This is a genomic window from Algoriphagus marincola DSM 16067 (assembly GCF_000429405.1).
GTDB classification, from domain to species: Bacteria; Bacteroidota; Bacteroidia; order Cytophagales; family Cyclobacteriaceae; genus Algoriphagus; species Algoriphagus marincola.
This window is the reverse complement of the sequence record NZ_KE386899.1, coordinates 1,296-20,258: the sequence shown is the minus strand read 5'-3', so window position 1 is coordinate 20,258 and position 18,963 is coordinate 1,296. Positions and strand designations below refer to the sequence as shown.

General features: G+C 43.9%; 14 protein-coding genes. 7 read left to right on the top strand and 7 right to left on the bottom strand.

Annotated features, from left to right (window positions below; translation table 11 throughout):
• Positions 1–3: 3 nt before the first annotated feature.
• From murA to G457_RS0118925, 4 genes are all read right to left on the bottom strand, one after another.
• A complete protein-coding gene (gene murA / locus G457_RS0118940) occupies positions 4–1,308 on the bottom strand; it encodes a UDP-N-acetylglucosamine 1-carboxyvinyltransferase (RefSeq protein ID WP_026947856.1) in 1,305 nt (434 codons plus the stop codon).
• Entirely contained in the window at positions 1,309–1,932 is a 624-nt protein-coding gene (locus G457_RS0118935) for a DUF4290 domain-containing protein (protein WP_232724789.1), read from the bottom strand.
• A 97-nt stretch (positions 1,933–2,029) separates the two neighbouring features.
• On the bottom strand, positions 2,030–4,288 hold the full coding sequence (locus G457_RS0118930) for an ATP-dependent helicase (protein ID WP_026947854.1): 2,259 nt from the start codon (positions 4,286–4,288) through the stop codon (positions 2,030–2,032).
• 140 nt (positions 4,289–4,428) lie between these two features.
• Positions 4,429–5,301, bottom strand: a complete 873-nt coding sequence (locus tag G457_RS0118925; RefSeq protein ID WP_282705557.1) for a lysophospholipid acyltransferase family protein — start codon at positions 5,299–5,301, stop codon at positions 4,429–4,431.
• A gap of 73 nt (positions 5,302–5,374) precedes the next feature.
• Here G457_RS0118925 and G457_RS0118920 point away from each other — a divergent pair, with 73 nt between their 5' ends.
• The 7 genes from G457_RS0118920 (at position 5,375) to G457_RS0118885 (ending at position 10,950) form a co-directional block, all read left to right on the top strand.
• Positions 5,375–5,968 carry a sigma-70 family RNA polymerase sigma factor gene (locus G457_RS0118920; protein WP_026947852.1) on the top strand — a complete coding sequence of 198 codons (594 nt, stop codon included), beginning with the start codon at positions 5,375–5,377 and terminating at the stop codon, positions 5,966–5,968.
• A 12-nt stretch (positions 5,969–5,980) separates the two neighbouring features.
• Positions 5,981–6,256: a mycothiol system anti-sigma-R factor gene (locus G457_RS0118915; protein ID WP_024284483.1), complete on the top strand. Its 276-nt coding sequence runs from the start codon at positions 5,981–5,983 to the stop codon at positions 6,254–6,256.
• A 1-nt stretch (position 6,257) separates the two neighbouring features.
• Complete coding sequence (gene gmk, locus G457_RS0118910) at positions 6,258–6,830, top strand: guanylate kinase (protein ID WP_026947851.1); 573 nt, start codon at positions 6,258–6,260, stop codon at positions 6,828–6,830.
• A gap of 3 nt (positions 6,831–6,833) precedes the next feature.
• Positions 6,834–7,400: a nicotinate (nicotinamide) nucleotide adenylyltransferase gene (gene nadD, locus G457_RS0118905; RefSeq protein ID WP_026947850.1), complete on the top strand. Its 567-nt coding sequence runs from the start codon at positions 6,834–6,836 to the stop codon at positions 7,398–7,400.
• Between the two features lie 520 nt (positions 7,401–7,920).
• Positions 7,921–8,619 carry a 6-bladed beta-propeller gene (locus G457_RS0118895; RefSeq protein WP_026947848.1) on the top strand — a complete coding sequence of 233 codons (699 nt, stop codon included), beginning with the start codon at positions 7,921–7,923 and terminating at the stop codon, positions 8,617–8,619.
• A 54-nt stretch (positions 8,620–8,673) separates the two neighbouring features.
• Positions 8,674–8,979: a hypothetical protein gene (locus G457_RS0118890; protein WP_026947847.1), complete on the top strand. Its 306-nt coding sequence runs from the start codon at positions 8,674–8,676 to the stop codon at positions 8,977–8,979.
• A 189-nt stretch (positions 8,980–9,168) separates the two neighbouring features.
• Entirely contained in the window at positions 9,169–10,950 is a 1,782-nt protein-coding gene (locus tag G457_RS0118885; RefSeq protein ID WP_026947846.1) for a glycoside hydrolase family 15 protein, read from the top strand.
• Between the two features lie 112 nt (positions 10,951–11,062).
• On the opposite strand, the gene G457_RS21960 is transcribed toward G457_RS0118885, so the two are convergent.
• The 3 genes from G457_RS21960 to G457_RS22425 all read right to left on the bottom strand — a co-directional run.
• The gene (locus tag G457_RS21960; protein WP_248602882.1) at positions 11,063–13,465 is read right to left on the bottom strand and encodes an OmpA family protein; all 2,403 of its coding nucleotides are present in this window, start codon (positions 13,463–13,465) and stop codon (positions 11,063–11,065) included.
• Between the two features lie 2 nt (positions 13,466–13,467).
• Complete coding sequence (locus G457_RS0118875; protein ID WP_026947845.1) at positions 13,468–14,442, bottom strand: PorP/SprF family type IX secretion system membrane protein; 975 nt, start codon at positions 14,440–14,442, stop codon at positions 13,468–13,470.
• A 132-nt stretch (positions 14,443–14,574) separates the two neighbouring features.
• Positions 14,575–18,963, bottom strand: a 4,389-nt coding sequence (locus G457_RS22425; RefSeq protein ID WP_155847200.1) for a DUF7507 domain-containing protein, incomplete at its 5' end; no start/stop codon positions are given.

Sequence of the window (18,963 nt, the reverse complement as noted above, 5' to 3'; positions counted from 1 at the left end):
TTGTTACAATCGCTCTATATCTGCTCCTAGTGCGTTTAATCGCTCATCAATATACTGATATCCTCTATCAATTTGCTCAATATTATCAATAATTGATGTACCATTTGCCGACATGGCGGCGATTAATAAAGCAACACCTGCGCGAATATCAGGTGAGGTCATACGTATGCCTCTCAAGGGATACTTCCTATCCAATCCTATGACCGTGGCACGATGTGGATCGCAAAGAATAATCTGGGCTCCCATATCGATCAATTTATCCACGAAAAATAAACGAGATTCAAACATTTTCTGATGCACCAGTACCGTACCCTTTGCCTGAGTAGCAGTCACAAGTACGATGGAAAGCAGGTCAGGAGTAAAGCCCGGCCAAATCTGGTCGGCTATAGTCAAAATAGAACCGTCAATGAAAGTCTCTATTTCGTAATGATCTTGCGCTGGGATAAAAATATCATCACCTCTGAATTCCATTTGTATACCCATTCTCCGGAAAGTATCGGGAATGATTCCAAGCTTGGGAATTTGACAGTTTTTGATGGTGATCTCAGATTGAGTCATTGCTGCCATTCCAATAAAAGAGCCGATCTCAATCATGTCCGGAAGCATGGTATGAGTGGTACCACCCAGCTTATCCACTCCTTCGATATGAAGGAGATTGGACCCTACACCTGTTATTTTTGCCCCCATGCGATTAAGCATGTCGCAAAGCTGCTGCAGATAAGGTTCGCATGCAGCATTATAGATAGTCGTTTTCCCTTCGGCCATGACCGCTGCCATCACGATATTTGCCGTACCAGTTACTGAAGCCTCATCCAAAAGCATATAAGTGCCTTTTAGATTTTTTCCATCGATATGGAAAATCTCTTTCTCAGCATCATACCTGAATTCAGCTCCTAGCTTTTGAAAGCCGGTGAAGTGAGTATCCATTCGTCGACGTCCGATTTTATCTCCTCCTGGCTTAGAAAGCTTTCCTGTACCAAAACGAGTCAAAAGCGGACCTAAAATCATCACTGAGCCTCGAAGTGCAGAGGCTTTTTTCAAAAAATCTTCTGTTTCTAGGTACTCGAGGTTGACCTCATCTGCCTGAAAAGAGTAGGATTCGGGACCGAGTTTGGTGACTTTCACACCCATATCGCTCAAAAGCTCAATGAGTTTATTTACGTCACGGATATTGGGGATTTTGTGAATGGTGACTTTTTCTCCTGTCAAAAGTACTGCGCAAAGAATTTGAAGCGCTTCATTTTTTGCTCCTTGTGGAATGATCTCGCCTTTAAGCTGATTTCCACCCCTTACCCGAAAAGATGCCATTTAATTTCGACGTTTTTTGTTATGTCCTCCGTTTCGACGGCGATTGTTGCCGCGCTTGTTTGATTTTCCACCTCGCTCCTCATGGGTAGGCACTTTGAAATCACGTCGCGTATTGGATTCGAAAAGCGCGTTTTCTTTCACCTTTTCCAAGTCAATATGGAGCTTTCCCCGAGAGAGCGTTTTGATATCATCAATGATGATGCCATCGTCGAAATTATCTCTGTTCCAAGTGGAGTGAAAACTTCGCATCAGCTGTCCGATGTAAATGATCGCAGCTTCCTGCTCCTCGTCATCTTCGATTTCGATCGCCTTTTCGATCAGCTTTTCGATATTTCTGCCGTAATGCTTGAATCGTACTTCCCCTCTAGGATAACCTATTGGAAGGGGTTTTTTGCCGAGTAATTCTTTTTCGGGCATGGGGAAAGGCCCATCCACATCCAACTTGAAGTCAGACATAATATAAATATCATCCCAAAGCTTTTGATCATTTTCCTGCTTGAGGGTTGGATTCAGCTGCTTGATAATATCTATGATCGTATAGGCACTTGCAGTACGCTTTTCCCGGTCTTCAATCCCGCAGACATAGTCCACGAGGCCTTGAATGTTTTTTCCGTATTCTTTCAAAATGAGATTGTGTTTAGTCTTTTCTTCTATTCAAACATCCCTTCTAAAGCCTAAGTTATGGCAACAAAAAATCACCAAAAGGCCGGAAGTTTGACAATTAGTCTATAATTCGAAGCTTGGCAAAGCTAAGTAATAATGTCTTCTCGCCAAAATGCTCAAACTGAATGGTTGCCTTACGGTTGAGCCCATCCACCTCAATCTTCAAAACCTTCCCAAAACCGAACTTAGGATGCTCTACTAGCTGACTCTCCTGCAGGTTGTTGGTGTTACTCGGCTTGAAGTCCGGACTAGGGGTATGCACCTTCATATTGGAAGGCATGCGCGTCTCGGGTTTTTTCTTAATTCCTATAAACCCAGAACTTCCTGGCAAACCTTCCCGACGAAAAGCACCCGGCATCTCACGAGTAGCCTGTCGCTTGTTGACTTTGATACAATCCGGATCGATCTCCTCCAAAAAGCGACTCGGCTCACAATTCAACAGTCGACCAAAACGGTATCTGGAAAGTGCATAGGTAAGATAAAGTTTTTCCATAGCCCGAGTGGTCGCTACATAAAACAGCCGCCGCTCCTCCTCCAAATCTTCCCGGCTTTGCATCATCATCTGAGAAGGAAACAAATCTTCCTCCATGCCTACCACAAATACCTGCTTAAATTCCAGCCCTTTGGCAGAGTGAATGGTCATCAGCGTAATCGCGTCTGTGGTATCTTTATCCCGATCATTATCGGTAAGCAATGCAATCTCCTGAAGGAAGGCTCCCAAGCTTTTGTCTTCATTTTCTTCATTGTCAACATACTCTTTGATTGCATTGAGCAATTCCTGGACGTTTTCATAGCGATTGAGCCCTTCGATGGTTTTATCTTCATAGAGCTCCCGCAGCAAGCCACTTTGCTTGGCAATGGTATTGGCGGCTTCAAAGGCATCTTTTCGCTGTACTTCTATCTGAAAGGCTTTGATCATGGTGGCAAAATCATCCACTGATGCTCCTGCACGACCACCTAGGAAACTATGGGCATTTTGCACCACCTCCCAAAGAGGCACATCATGATCGTAGGCTGACACCAGGATTTTTTCCAGAGAGGTATTACCTATCCCTCGTTTGGGATAATTGATAATCCGCTTGAAAGCTTCTTCATCCACCGGATTCACCGTGAAGCGCATGTAGGCCATCAAGTCCTTGATCTCCTTTCGCTGATAGAAAGACAGCCCGCCTACGATTTTATAGGTAAGGTTCATTTTACGAAGTGCCTCTTCCATAGCCCGGGATTGGGAGTTGGTCCGGTAGAGAATCGCAAAATCACTGTTGTCCAGCTTTTTATTGTTTTTCTCCTCAAAAATGGTTGTAGCCACTACCCGCCCTTCCTCGTTGTCGGAGGCGGCCTTGATGAGTTCGATCAGGTCTCCATCAGGATTGGAGGTCCAGACGGTCTTTTTAAGCTGGGCTTTGTTTTTATCGATGATGGAATTGGCGGCTTCTACGATGGTCTTGGTGGATCGATAATTTTGCTCCAGCTTGACGACAAAGAGATCCGGATAGTCCTTTTCGAAGTTGAGAATATTCTGAATATCCGCCCCACGGAAGGCATAGATACTTTGAGCGTCATCCCCTACCACACAGATATTTTGGTGAACAGCCGCCAACTTTTTGGTGATGAGGTACTGGGAAAGATTGGTGTCCTGAAACTCATCCACCATCACATATTTGAATCGCTGCTGGTATTTATTCAATACATCGATGTGATCTCGGAAAAGCACATTGGTATTGAAAAGCAAATCGTCAAAATCCATAGCCCCAGCCTTGAAAAGCCGGTCTTGGTAGCGCTGATAGATATCGCCCATTTTGGGTTTCATCGCAGCCTCGTCATCTGCTTTGACAAAAGGGTCAGCTTGATAGGCTTGCCAGGAAATCAATCGGTTTTTGGCACCTGAGATCCGCGAAAGCACGACACTGGGCTTATAAACCTTTTCGTCCAATCGCATTTCCTTGACGATGGTGCGGATCAGCGATTTCGAATCGTCCGTATCATAAATGGTAAAATTGGAGGGATAGCCGATTTTTTCGGACTCTACCCGAAGGATTTTTGCAAAAACTGAGTGAAAAGTACCCATCCAGGTATTTCTAGCTTCCAAACCGACTAGCTTCTCGATTCGATGCTTCATCTCACTCGCGGCTTTATTGGTAAAAGTGAGGGACAAAATCTGAAATGGATCTATTCCTTTGGCATAAATCAGATGTGCAATCCGGTAGGTCAGCACACGGGTCTTTCCCGAACCCGCACCGGCAATGATCATCACCGGTCCGTCCGTATGTTCTACCGCTTCGCGCTGAGGGGGATTGAGTTCTTCTAGGTAATCCATTATTTAAAGTAGCTAGTAGCTAGATTATAGTAGCAAGTATTTAGTAGCAAGATGAAAGAAGTTAGAATCAAGAAACAAGAGTCGAGGAATTAAACTTTTTGAAATTTTTCAATTTTGAAATCTTCCAATTTTCCAATTCATCATATCTTCCATCGCTTGTGACTCCAAAGGTACATGTCCGGTTGTTCTCGAATATTTTCTTCCAGCATTTCGCAGAATCGATCCGTGATTGAGTGCGGCTTCTCACCCTCATAGGGCGGACTAGCCAAAGGAACATATTCATAACGATAATGCCCTCGTTTGACTTTGATCATCTTCCCATAGTGGACGTGCAAGTTCATCTTTTTCGATAAGAATTCAGCCCCTTCGAAAAAGACTGCCGGCCGATTTAGAAACTCACGCTGGTACCGATTTTCTGAAGAGGGCGGCCTCTGATCAGATCCCAAAAGCACGATCCGAGGATCTCTGCCCAAGGTAAGCATCCCACGTCGAAACTCCTTTTTCTCTGTCACAAATCCGCCAAATCGTGTCCTGATTTTTTTCATCAGTTCGTTGAAGAAGGGATTATTCACTTTGAGGTAAATAGTCTCCACGGGCACCTCGGTGTAGAGATTGGTACCCACCACTCCCCACTCCCAATTGAAGATATGCCCGGCCATCATCAGCGAGCTGACTCCGTTTTTGACTGGCTGATCAAGATCCGGCTGATTGACAATGACAAATCTGCTGCGGAATTCTGCTTCCGAAATTGTCAGGATTTTGATGGTTTCGGCAAATGTGTCAGTAAAATTCCTGTAAAAACGATTTCGGATCTTTTTTCGCTCTGTATCAGAAAGCTCAGGAAAAGCATGAAGGAGATTTTCATCAATCACCTTTTTCCGATACCGAATCACAAACCGGGCAATCAGATAGAGAAAGTCCGTGAGTAGGTATAGAATAGAAAGCGGAAGTCGGGAGAGAAGAAGAAAGAAAAACATGCCTGAAAGCGTCGAATACAATCGAACTGAGGACACAAAATAAAGGAAAAGCGGGGAAAAGTTCCCGAATCCTAGTTATAATTTCACCCAATGATTACTTTTGAATCTTATGTCGGATAGTCAGCGCAGAAAATATACGCAGGAAGAGAAAAACATCATCTTTGACGGGGAGTTTATGCCACACATCGACTCCATGTACAATTTTGCCTTCCGGCTCACCTTCGATGAGGACGATGCCAAGGATCTGGTACAGGATACCTATCTGAAAGCTTATCGCTTCATCAATTCCTTCGAACAGGGAACCAACGCCAAAGCCTGGCTGTTTCGCATCCTGAAAAACAGTTTCATCAACGAATACCGTAAGAAGTCCAAGCAACCTGCTAAGGTAGATTATCAGGAAGTTGAAACTTATTATAACTCTGATGATGTTGACTTTCAAGGAACTACTGATCTGCGGGCTGATTCGGTGAAGGATATGCTCGGAGATGAGATTTCCAATGCGCTCAATGCCTTGGCGGTTGACTTCCGAACGGTGATTATTTTGGCGGATCTGGAAGGCTTTACCTACGAGGAAATGGCCAAGATCCTGGATATTCCGATCGGAACTGTACGGTCCAGGCTTCACCGGGCCAGAAATCTATTGAAGGACAAGCTCCGGGGCTACGCACAGTCCATGGGCTACAAGACAGACGAAGAGGATTAAAACGAATACCAAATGGAAAACAACGGAAAAGAAACTTCCGAGGAGCGGAAAGTGAGCTGTGGTGATGTGAGCAAATGCTTTCAGCTGCTAGAAAGTATCCTTGACGGAGAAATGGGTGAAGAGGGTAAAGAAGTCCTCAAAGAAAAACTGGACAAATGTCAGCCTTGCTTTGAGCATTTTCACTTGGAGCAGGCCATCCGGGAAGTACTTAAAACGAAATGCACCAAACAGCCGGTGCCTACCCAACTCGCTGACTCCATCCGTCAGATGATCCACGAAAGCAAATAAAATGACCGCAGGAAAAGCCATCATTTTTTCGGCCCCCTCAGGTTCGGGGAAGACTTCCCTTGTCAAACACCTCATCCAGCATGTGCCCAATTTGGGCTTTTCCATCTCCGCCTGCACCCGGGATCGTCGAGGCAGGCATGAAGTTCACGGCAAGGATTATTACTTTTTATCCCAGGAAGAATTCAAGCAAAAAATAGACGAAGACGCCTTCATCGAATGGGAGGAAGTCTATGCCGGCAACTTCTACGGTACGCTCAAAGAAGAAATCCAACGCATTTGGGATTCGGGAAAAGCCGTCATTTTCGATGTAGATGTCAAAGGCGGACTAGCTCTCAAAAAATACTTTGGCGATCAGGCTTTGGCTATTTTTGTCAAAGTGCCTTCGCTGGATGTACTCAAAGCCCGGCTCAACGACCGGGGTACCGAATCCGAAGAATCGCTTTCCAGACGGCTTTTTAAGGCAGAGTTTGAGATGAAATTCGAGCCGCAGTTTGATGTGACGATAGTCAATGATGACTTTGCCAAGTCTTCCGCTGAGGCAGAAAATCTAGTTCGTGAATTTCTAGCCTCCTAAGCTTTGAAAATCGGGCTTTTTTTCGGCAGCTTCAATCCCATTCACCTGGGTCATCTGATCATAGCAGAGACGATTTACGACCGAACGGACTTGGATGAAGTGTGGTTTGTGGTCAGTCCTCAGAATCCGCTGAAAAAGCGAAAATCCCTCATCCATGAATTTGATCGGCTGCGTATGGTGGAGCTGGCGATCGAAGATAATTTCCACTTTCGGGCCAGCGATGTGGAATTTCACATGCCCCGCCCGAGCTACACCATCGATACCTTGACTTATCTCAGTGAGCAATATCCACAGCATCGGTTCAGCATTTTTTTGGGTTCAGATAATCTCAAGCAATTCAAAAAATGGAAAAACTACGAGCAGATTCTCGAGCACTATCAGGTCTATGTCTATCCCCGTCCGGGAGAAAAAGTGGACTTTTCACATCCCTCGATCATTGAAGTAGATGCCCCCCTATTGGATATCTCGGCGACCTTTATCCGGGAGGCGATACAGCAGGAGCGATCGGTGCGCTATCTGCTGCCTGATGCAGTGGTGGACTATATCCGAGACAAAAAACTCTACTTCTAGCAGATTATTTACCGTCTGCAAAAAAAAACGCCACTGATGGAAAAAATGAATGTTTTCTGGAGTTAAAGTTTGCAATTGAAAACTAAACTCAATATGTTAGTTTCATCTTCGATAATCGAAGTAACTTTTGGCCAAAGGTTTTTAAACTAACAAAACCAATAAAAACATGAAAAGGGTATTGTTTGGATTAGCCTTTATTGGGGCTATGGCGTTTTCGGGTTCTATTCTCTTCGCACAAGGAATGGAAGATCCTGGACAGGGAGGTGGCTTTGAATGTAAAATTGAACTTCTGAAATGTAATTGGTACAGTTCTGAAACTAGACAAATTTGTCACCAAAATGGAGATGGTTTAAGCTGTATTTGTGGTCAATCGACAAATTGTCCCTAATCCCTTCCCCGTTGGTTTCTTACTAGCGGGGTCTTTACCCTCAAATAAAACTTAATGTCGAAAAAATTACTTTTTCTTTATTTAATCCTTTTCACCTCTTTTTGTTCGTGTAATAAACCCAAAAAATGTGAAATGGATTTAATCATTCCCCCTGAGAACCTAGGAAAAACTGCCGTAAGTTCACTTGTGGATAAAATTCAAATATCGCCATTAAGCGGGGACCCAAATTTGCTCCCGCTTGAAGCAGATAGAGTAGATTTTTCAAAAAAATTAATGGTCATAGGCGACTTTACATTTTCTCAAAATGTATACGCTTTTGAAAACACAACAGGGAAGGCAATAAATATACCCGTAAAGAAAGGGGATGGTCCAAATGAAATTCATGCAATCAATGACTTTTGGTTGGATTCAACTATTTTATATGTGCTTGATGGAGTTAAAAGAAATATTGTGCCTTTTGATTATTCCACAGGAAGTTTTAAACAACTCGAAAAAATCAAATTAGAACTCCCGTTGAGAAGGTTTGCCAAAACAAACTCTGGATTCGTAGGACTTACTGGTGGAGGGCAGGATAGCGCCTTAGTATTTCTGGATCAATATGGAAATCTAATCTCCTCACATTTACCAAATTCAATCGAATTCTTACTAGTTCCAACAAATCCCTTTCATAAAATGATGAAAGGAAATGAAACACTCGTATTATTTCACTCATCGTTTAACCCAGAGATAATAAGAGTTGACAATGGAAAACCAGAATTATATTCTACTATTAGTTATGAAGGTGAAAAAGTCAAAAAACCTCAAAACATCAATTTTAAAAAGAACCAGTAGGGTTTTAATCAATTTCGAGAAACTTTAATTAATCAACCCTCACTTTTCAACTTAATGGGATTCGCACCAGAGCAGTTTATTCTTTTATTTTTTCTTCAAGATTCAGCCAGGCTTGTATTATCTAATTCAGTAAAAGGAAACACATTCCGAATAGAAAATCTGATAAACGACCTCAGCTTTGATCAACAACCTTTTCCAAAAATAATAGGAACAAATGGGCCAAGATTCCTAGCATTAATTGCATCAGATCAAATAAACAAGGATGACTTAAATTTTTCAGGGTCAGAACTAGAAAAAGCTCTTAAAGCATACCCCGATACTCCAGTATTCTTACTAGAATTTGAATTAAAAACATTCTAGAGATACAAAGATACTTTTTGTCTTACCATCAGGTCTTTTTTAGACAGTATCTTGAAACTTAAAAAGTTTAAAAATTATCGCTAGAAAATTTAGATTAGGAAGAGGAATTTTGCTTCCCTTCCCCTTTTTTGCTTATTTGCCTTTGACCCAATAGCCGCACTTTTTTCTCAAACCTAAGTAAACATTCCAATGAACAATCACCTCTACGAATCCGGCTTGATCGGCAACTGTGCCTATATCGCCCATATCGAAAAGGACACCAATATTTCCTGGCTTTGCATGCCGCGTTTTGACTCAGATTTTATTTTTGGTGGGATGCTGGACCGGGAAAAAGGCGGGAAATTCACCATTCTACCTGCCTCAGGAGAATACAGCTCCGCACAGATTTATGTGGAAAATACCAACGTACTGGAGACTATCATCCGAAATGGAGACGAGTCCTATAAAGTCACTGATTTTGCTCCACGCTTCAAAAATTACGATCGCTATTACAAGCCCTTGATGCTGATACGGAAGGTAGAACCGATTGCTGGTTCGCCGAAGATTCAGATTTGCTGTCAGCCTGTCACCGATCAGGGTCGGGTACAGCTCACTCCCAGTCAGGGAAGCAATCATATCCGCTATATGGGAATCGATCAGGAGCTACGGCTTACCACCAATGCGCCTTTGACTTATATCTGTGAAAGTAAACCTTTTGTACTTCAGCGACCTGTCTACTTGGTTCTCACCTATGGTAGGCCTTTGGAAGCTCCCATCGAAACTACCTCAGAGCGCTTTCTTCAATCCACGACCGACTACTGGAGATCCTGGGTGAAATCTACCAGTATCCCTAATTTCTCTCAGAGATTGGTCTTGCGATCTGCCTTGATTCTGAAAATCCACCAATTTGAGGACACCGGTGCGATCATTGCCGCCTCTACCACTTCACTCCCAGAGTCGCCTGGTAGCACCCGCAACTGGGACTACCGCTACTGCTGGATACGGGACACCTACTATACCCTCACCTGCTTCAATAGCTTGGGACACTTCGAGGAGTTGGAGAAATACTTTGATTTCATATTTAATCTTCCTACTGGACCCGACGGTCGCTATCAACCACTCTATTCCATTACAGGAGACTGGCTGCTTACAGAAGAAATCTCCGAACTGGATGGGTACTTGGGTAATAAACCAGTTCGATTTGGCAATCAGGCCTACACCCACATCCAAAATGACCTGTATGGTCAGGTATTGGTTTCACTCTTGCCCCTTTACTCCGATCAGCGATTCACGGAGTCGGAGCGTATCCATTCAGAGCCCTTAATCATGAACCTGTTGGATAAAATCGAAGCGACCATGCACGAAAAAGACGCGGGATTGTGGGAGTTTCGAAATCTGGCGCAGGAGCATTGCTACACCTTCCTCTTTCACTGGGCTGGTGCCAATGCTGCGGCTAAAATCGGCATTCGCTTGAAAAATGAAACCATGTATCAAAAGGCTATCTACCTGCGTGATGAAGCCATCAAAAAAATAGAAGCCTGCTACCTCCCCGAGCGCAAAGCTTATGCACAGGCTATCGGATCCAAGCATATGGATGCATCTACGCTTCAATTGATCACCATGGGCTATTTTGGGGATGATATCGAGCGGGCTAATGAGCACCTAAAGGCACTGGAAGAAGACTTGCTCGCCAAGGATTTTCTTTTCTACCGCTACAAGCACATGGACGATTTTGGGGTACCGGAGACGACCTTTTTGATTTGCGCTTTTTGGTATATCGAAGCTTTGGCCTGTGTCAATAGATTGGACGAGGCCATCGAGGGCTTTGAGACCCTCGTGAAGTATTGTAATCACTTGAGTCTATTCTCTGAGGATGTAGATCAAGCTACAGGCAGCCAATGGGGCAATTTCCCTCAGGCTTATTCTCACGTGGGATTGATGAATGCAGCTTTTCGAATCGGCAAGAAATTAGATAGACCGAATTTTCTTTAACCCTTATCGAGGAAAGATCCATCGAGTAAGCTACTATCTAAATTCTAAGATCGCTGAAGGCAAAAAAAAGGCGAGTCTCAAAAGACTCGCCCTCACTCACATCAATCTAAAATTACATGGTATCTACTTTCTTTCTTCTTCCTGTGTAGGAGAAGCCTGATTTCCCTACCCGAAGTTCTGTACGTCTGTTGAGCTGATGCATGGCAGGAGTACAAGTCACTTCGTTGCAGTTGTGGATTGGCTGGGTTTCACCATACCACTGATGCTCCATACGATTCTCTTCAATGCCTCGCTTCATCAGATAATCCATCACTACTTTGGCGCGACGCTCTGACAATCCCACATTGTAATCATCAGAACCTCTCTGGTCAGTATGTCCTTCGATGTAAAGCATCAAGTTTGGCATACGCTGTAGCATGATGGCAGTCCGCTCGAGTTCCTTCTTGTGTACCGAACGTAGCATGGACTTATCAAAGTCAAAGTAGATAGTAGGGATCTCATTGATCTCGTCCTGAAGCATGGTGAAGATATCCTCTGGATTACAGAAGTCCATTCCGGTAAGTTCTGTAGGCACATCATATTGCTTGGTCGCATCAGGGAAGGCTTCGAGTACCAATTCAGAACGTCTGTTCAACTGATGATCTGCTTCGGGACATGGAACTCCATTGCCACAATCATTCACCAGATTCTGCTCTCCAAACCACTCCAAGCGAATTCGATCAGGAGAGATATTGTATTGAGCCATGTATTCTGTCACAGCCTTCGCACGGTTGTTTGAAAGTGTAATGTTGTACTCATCTGATGCTCTAGAGTCTGTATGTGAAGCCACCAATAGATCTAGGAAGTTATATTTTTTCATGATCTCCGCAATCTTATCCAAGGCAGGCTTGGCGTCCTCACGGATCGCGTACTTATCCAAATCATAATAAACGATATCCACAAATACCGGCAGCTGATATGGAATCGGAGACAATTTATACTCTCGCTTCACAGTATCGCCTTCAAATCCTTTGGTAGTGATGGAGTTATCCGTAATGGAGAAATATCCTGGTTTGCTAATAGTCAAAGAGAAGTCGCTTTCCGGCTCAAGTTCTGCGGTCAAAGCTCCTTGATTCATTTGAGTAGTGACATTACCATTCTGTGTGTTATCACGCATGGTAGCCATATAGCTATCGGTTACCACTAAGCCATCACAGTCGATTACTCTAGCCAGGAATTGCTTGAAGGCATCCTCCATTACATAAAGATCATCAAGCCCTTCTCCTCCTTTACGGTTGGAAGAAAGGTAGATTTCACCATTTTCAAGCTCTCTGTAGCCAAAATCATCTGCGACAGAATTAATTGGCATGCCCATATTTTTCACATTAGAGGCTGTACCGTTAGAAAAATCAGCCACATAGATATCCATCCCTCCTACTCGTGGATGTCCTGTGGATGAGAAATAAAACTTATCGTCTTTTCTAAAAGGGTGAGTTTCGTTTCCTTCGGTATTGAGTGGTGCTCCAAGATTTACTGGTGCAGTAAAATTCATATCTGCATCGTATTCAGAATAGTAAATATCATAACCACCTATTCCATCCGGCATATCAGAAGCGAAATAAAGTCTTTTTGCCTGCTCATCTACAAATGGATGCATGACAGAATAATTCAGAGAATCATTGAATGGAAAGGCCATGAATCCTTCCAATTGACCGTCCTCATTTACCTTGCTGTAATAAATCTCTGATTGTACGGCGATTTGTCTGTCACCTTTTGCCTTCTTTATATCCCGAGTCACAGAATAAAACAGCACCCCGGCCTCTTTAGCATAAGACGGATCTGCAAAGTTCTTCGTACCGGGCACATTGGAAACTATTTTAGACACATTCCCTTCTGTGTCTTGTTTGTAAAGTGAGAAATATTGACGCCCAGTGTAATCACTTTTTTCTTCACTGAAAAACTCATTCTTGTAGTCAATTCGGATACCGGGCATTTTCTTAGTAGGCATTTCTCCTCCTCGGTCAGAAACAAAATACTTATTTCCTGCTGCATCCTGAGCAACCACAAAATCAGATCCTTCAGAATTTAGACCTTCTGCCGGCTGGATATTTACTTTTTTCTGAGTCTCCGGAGAAATGAATGTTTCTAAATAACTCATCAAAGAATCAGGAGAAACATTTCTTCCCCTCAAATCGCTCTTTCCTGCTTCTAGTTTTCCTGCCTTTTGGGCTGCAGACAACAGGCTGATATAGTCTTCCCGTGAAGCATCATCTTCATAGGAAACGGTATTTTTCCACCATTCTAGAGATTTGTCATAATCTCTTACAACATCATAAGCCTGAGCGGTTTTTTTCGCAGTCTCATAATTGGGCTTCTTTGCATATGCCTGCTCATAAATATCGATGGCACGCTGGTAGTTCATTAGATCCATTTGTCCATCAGCAAATCTCACCTTACTCTTTTGAGCTGTGGCTTGCTGACCGAATCCTAAAAATAAACTAGCTGTGATACTTAATATGGTCAATGTCTTTTTCATAATCAGAACCATCTTTGATTTTTCATTACTGCTCTTCTTGGAATCATGTAGAATCCTACAGAAAGTTCATGAGAATTACTTCTGAAATCCTGCAGTACGTTGAGGTTATGATCATAAGCATAACCGAGTCTTATTCTATCTGTAGCGAAAATTTCCACAATCGCTGCAAAAGCATTTCTATTGGAAAGATTTTCTGGAAGGTTGTCATTCCAAATCTTCATATTGGATCTATAAGAACCTCCTAGCCAAATTCGCTCTCCAAATAAGAACATCGCATTGATGTCATAATTGGTTGGAGCTCCTTTCACCTCCTTGATTAAGAAACTCGGCTTGAACTTCACCGTACTTCCTAAGTCAAAGAGTGCACCTGCTGTCAAATAATAATGAAAGTCATGGTAGGCAAGAGCCACATCCTCTCTTTCAAGGGCTCTTTTACCTATCATATTGTATACACTGAAACCAGCATAGAATTTTGAGGTGTGGAAGAAAAGTCCAGAATTCAAGTTGGGAGTGAATAGATTAATTCTACCATCAGGAATTTCTGAATCAGGAAAATCATTAGGATCCAGCATACTCCCATCAATAGCGTATTCGGTCACCCCGGCACTTACCCCCAAACCTAGGTAGCTATCCCGTCCCGTTTGGATACGATAAGCGTAGGTCAGCAAACCTCCGTTGGTCCGCGCTGGCCCAATGTTATCTGACAAAATGGAGAAACCAAACCCCATGGTGCCTTCATTGGCGCTTAGGTCAGCGGTGACCGTAAAGGTTTCAGGTGATCCAGGGAAGCGGATCCACTGCGACCTGAAGGTGGATTGAATGTAGGGCTCTCCCTTGTAGCCAGCATATCCCGGATTGACATGCAATCCATTGAAAATGTACTGACTAAATTGGGGAAGCTGCTGCCCAAAAGTCCCCCCCGTGGCCATTAAGGCTAGTAGGAAGGTTATACCGATGATTTTAAAAGTAGTTTTCATCTGCTTGTTATTTGAATTTTGGAGGTCAGACCTGCCTTACAAAGACAGGGATAATCTCGCATGGCTGCCCCGAGGACTTCGAGGAATTCTAAGAATATTTTCAGCCATGCTCGATTTCATAACGCTTCTTGATTAATCTTCTTTAATTACTTGGATCCAGCCTGTAAACTCATGCTCTCTTCCAGATCGGTCTACCGTTCTCAAGACGAAGAAGTATGTTCCTGAAACTTGTCCTGGTGCATTCCAGTCGTTTCTGTAATTCTCCTGCTCAAGGACATGGTCCCCGTATCTGTTAAAGATAGTTATTTCATTGCTTACAAACTTACCTAGTCCCTTGATCTCGAAAGAATCATTGTCTCCGTCGTTGTTCGGCGTAATAACATTCGGTATTCTGAATGGTAATACTTGATTCACATCGTCGTCTTGGTTGTTGGTAGTATCGACATCTTCTTCTTCAGCTCCCACTGTTGCGATGTTTGTGATCGTTCCGGCATCACCTGCCTGTACCCTCACTCTGAAGACAATTACTCCGTCTGCTGGTAAGAATGGTACATTCCAAGTAATTCTACTTCCCGCCACCGCTGGCGTACCTACCTGAATCTGCTCGTCATTCGTAAATACTACGCTCGAGCTTAGGTAAGTGACACTTGCTGGCAGCTCATCCACGATCTCAACATTGGTAGCTGGAGTGCCTCCGATATTTCTTACCGTGATCTCATACTCAAACTCATCGCCTTCGTAGATTTCTACTTCGAAGCTGGTCTTCTCTACTGAGAGATCAACCTGATCGTTCAGTAATCTGAAGAATACCAAGGCATCGTCATTGTTATCAGGGAAGGCTGTCTCTCTGAGTACATATCGCAAGGTGTAAGCTCTCGCCTCATTTACATTTGGTATCAAGCTCAATTCACCGTTATCATCGATCAATAGACCTATCACGCCGTCCAATTCAGTGAATTCGAAGTCCACATCAGCAGGGTCTGGACGCTGACCTTCCAGAAGGTCATTGTCAAGGATATTTCCAAGCAGGCCGCCGTAGCTGACGAAGTAGTCTCCAAAGTCATCATCATTAGCGATGATCTCAACCTCTGCCTGCACACATACCCAACCAAAGTCCATATCTAGATGTACTCGAGAATCTGAGGAGACTGTTCTAGAGACCGTATCATCAGTGGTCAATCCACATCGTTCTTCGAAGCGTATTGAATTGATATCTGTCATTCTTCCTCCTTCATTTGGAAGATTCTTAACAAGTCCCGTTGCTGCCATTGCAGATGCACTAGCTAAGAGAACCGGATCAGCAGTAATTACAGCATTATATTCACCATAAATCGCTCCTCCTTGATCATCAAACATATCATCCTCAGTAGCACCTGGTCTCTCTCTCCAGTATCCGAGAATACCCACAATTACATTTGCATCGTATCCGTTTGGCCCTGTGACGCGGATATTACCGCCATCTGTAGTACCTGCTAGACCAGCTTTGTTCAATTCTCCCTCATTCTCAGGTCCGTCGTATCGACCATCACCGTTCAAGTCAAACCACTCCCATTCACTGATTGAAATAGGACCTGCAGAAAGATCGTTCATGGTTACCTGACCATCATTATTGGCATCGAACCACTCGTTCTGGATACCATCCTGATTAAGATCATACCATACGAAGTCTCCAAGCACAACACCATCAAATGGTGCATAAGGGAAGTCTTCGACTACTGGCACACAAACCTCTACCTCTCTGAAAGCTAGCGAGCTCTTCTGGAAGTTAAATAGACCCTGTGCATTCAAGTTGGCATCCTGAACTTGTATCAAATAGTTACCAGTTGGAACATCTTTGAAGACGTAACGTCCCTCTGCATCCGTGATGACAATCAAGGTCTCACCAGGAGTGTCCCCTTGTGGAATCAAGGTAATCGGAACATTTGGTAATGGCTGATCTGTTCTATCATCTATCAGAACCCCAGTTATTAGAGTATCATCAATACAAGTTATTGGAGTCTGTGTGAAATCTGTATCCGTCACACCTTCACTTCCATCCTCAATCTCACCGGACGCTGATGCAAAATTCAATATTGGTTCTTGTAGCGCAATATCTTCTATTGTCACCACATAGGAGCCAGTGAATGTAAGCGTTTCGCCAACTTTCAAGATATCTATCATTTCCTGAAGCTCGATCAAACCATCATTGACTTCAACATTGAATAAATCAACATTACCGGTGTTGGTTACGGTGAGGGTGTAGGTAATGACATCTCCCTCATTCTCTACAAATTCAACATTTGCAGTTTTTACCAAGTCGATTTCAGGCTGAGGAAATACCTCATCATCTTCATCTATAGTGATCTCTACAGAATCCTCATCAGAAATCTGAGTACCCTCTTCACCAGAGATTGTACCTACCACTGTTGCAACATTTATTAAAGTGGAAGAATTAAGGTCATCTTCTTCTACAGTATAAGTGGTGGTGAGTTCTTCAACCTGTCCAGGATTGAGTGTTCCTAGATTTACATCCAATCCTGTAAGAGGATCATTAACCGTCACATTCGTCAATGATACATTTCCTGTATTTGTAACTGTAAGAGTATATGTGATTTCCTGACCTAGCTGAGTAATAACCTCTGTATCAGCTGTCTTTGTAATTTCAACCCCAGGATTAACTCGAATTGGAGTTTCTATCTCTGTATCATCTTCAGGATCTTCTCCATCAGGGCTTTCTCCTTCTGTCAAGGCTGTGTTCAATACAAATCCTGCATCCACATCAGCCTGAGTCACCTCGTAGTCGGTATCTACAGAAGTTGATGCGCCAGGTGCCAAAGTACCCACATTCACATCCAAGCCAGTCAATGGATCCTCTACCGTTACATTGGTCAGGGTCACATTACCTGTATTGGTCACAGTCAGGGTATAAGTGATTACATCACCTGCCTCGCTCACCTCGGCTCCGTTGTCCGTCTTAATCACTTGGATAGATGGATTGCGAATCGCTTCAACTACCGCATCATCCTCGTCGGATACCGGAGTCTGTCCGGAGAATGCAAATACATCCGCTACGTTCAAGATCGATCCGTTGTCGATGTCAGCCTGTGTCACCACATAAGTGGTCTCTCTCACAACTACCTGACCCGGTACCATTGATCCGACATTCTCACTGAAGCCTGTCAACGGATCATTGATCGTCACACCCGCAAGAGTCGTGTTACCTGTGTTGGTGACTGTCAGGGTATAAGTCACTTCCTGACCCGCTGCATCTACCGAGGTAGGATCAGCTGTCTTAACCATGGTGATGCCTGGTCGCTGAATCGCTTCAACTACCGCATCATCCTCGTCGGATACCGGAGTCTGTCCGGAGAAGGCAAATACATCCGCTACGTTCAAGATCGATCCGTTGTCGATGTCAGCCTGTGTCACCACGTAAGTGGTTTCTCTCACAACGACCTGACCCGGTACCATCGATCCGACATTCTCACTGAAGCCTGTCAGTGGATCATTGATCGTCACTCCTGCAAGAGTCGTGTTACCTGTGTTCGTCACTGTCAAAGTATAGGTCACTTCCTGACCCGCTGCATCTACCGAAGTAGGATCAGCTGTCTTATCCATGGTGATGCCTGGTCGCTGAATCGCTTCAACTACTGCATCATCCTCGTCGGATACCGGAGTCTGCCCGGAGAAGGCAAATACATCCGCTACGTTCACGATCGATCCGTTGTCAATGTCAGCCTGTGTCACCACGTAAGTGGTTTCTCTCACAACGACCTGACCCGGTACCATCGATCCGACATTCTCACTGAAGCCTGTCAGTGGATCATTGATCGTCACTCCTGCAAGAGTCGTGTTACCTGTGTTCGTCACTGTCAAAGTATAGGTCACTTCCTGACCCGCTGCATCTACCGAAGTAGGATCAGCTATCTTATCTATGTTAATACTTGGATTCTGAGGAATTACTACCTCAGTACAAGTCTCACAATCAGTGTTTGGCTCTTCTACCGGTGTAGGATCAGAAGACTCATCTTCTACTACCTCATCAGTAGGTGAGGTTCCTTCAGCCAAGGCCAAGTTCACCACATATCCGTTATCAATATCCTGCTGCGTCAACTCATAGGTCGCAGTGAATGTCGTATTGTCACTTTCTCCAGGAGCCAAGCTGATCGGTCCGCCATTCACAGTTACCATTGGGTCTGTTATTGTGATGTCACTCAAGGTCACATTTCCAGTATTGCTCACTGTGAAGATGTATGTGATTGTTTCACCTACATTTCCGAAACCATCCTGATTCTCATCATTAAAGATTCCATCTTTCAACAATTCGATAGCAGGTTGTTGGCACAGGTCGATAATCAGCGTATCCTCATTAGACACCGTCTCATCGTCTGTGGTTACTTCTGCAGTGTTCTCGATAGATCCCGCATCCACATCATCCTGAGTTACGGTATAAGTCGCCTCGTATGTCCAAGTCTCATCCACGTCCAGCTCACCGTCTTGGTCAGTGTCTCCACCTACAAAGCTGATCGCTGAAAGTCCTTC

What these genes read in the sequence shown, in the direction of transcription:
- murA (WP_026947856.1), bottom strand. Translation starts at nt 1,308, where the DNA reads ATGGCATCTTTTCGGGTAAGGGGTGGAAATCAGCTTAAAGGCGAGATC.
- G457_RS0118930 (WP_026947854.1), bottom strand. Translation starts at nt 4,288, where the DNA reads ATGGATTACCTAGAAGAACTCAATCCCCCTCAGCGCGAAGCGGTAGAA.
- G457_RS0118920 (WP_026947852.1), top strand. Translation starts at nt 5,375, where the DNA reads ATGTCGGATAGTCAGCGCAGAAAATATACGCAGGAAGAGAAAAACATC.
- G457_RS0118915 (WP_024284483.1), top strand. Translation starts at nt 5,981, where the DNA reads ATGGAAAACAACGGAAAAGAAACTTCCGAGGAGCGGAAAGTGAGCTGT.
- gmk (WP_026947851.1), top strand. Translation starts at nt 6,258, where the DNA reads ATGACCGCAGGAAAAGCCATCATTTTTTCGGCCCCCTCAGGTTCGGGG.
- G457_RS0118895 (WP_026947848.1), top strand. Translation starts at nt 7,921, where the DNA reads ATGGATTTAATCATTCCCCCTGAGAACCTAGGAAAAACTGCCGTAAGT.
- G457_RS0118890 (WP_026947847.1), top strand. Translation starts at nt 8,674, where the DNA reads ATGGGATTCGCACCAGAGCAGTTTATTCTTTTATTTTTTCTTCAAGAT.
- G457_RS0118885 (WP_026947846.1), top strand. Translation starts at nt 9,169, where the DNA reads ATGAACAATCACCTCTACGAATCCGGCTTGATCGGCAACTGTGCCTAT.
- G457_RS21960 (WP_248602882.1), bottom strand. Translation starts at nt 13,465, where the DNA reads ATGAAAAAGACATTGACCATATTAAGTATCACAGCTAGTTTATTTTTA.
- G457_RS0118875 (WP_026947845.1), bottom strand. Translation starts at nt 14,442, where the DNA reads ATGAAAACTACTTTTAAAATCATCGGTATAACCTTCCTACTAGCCTTA.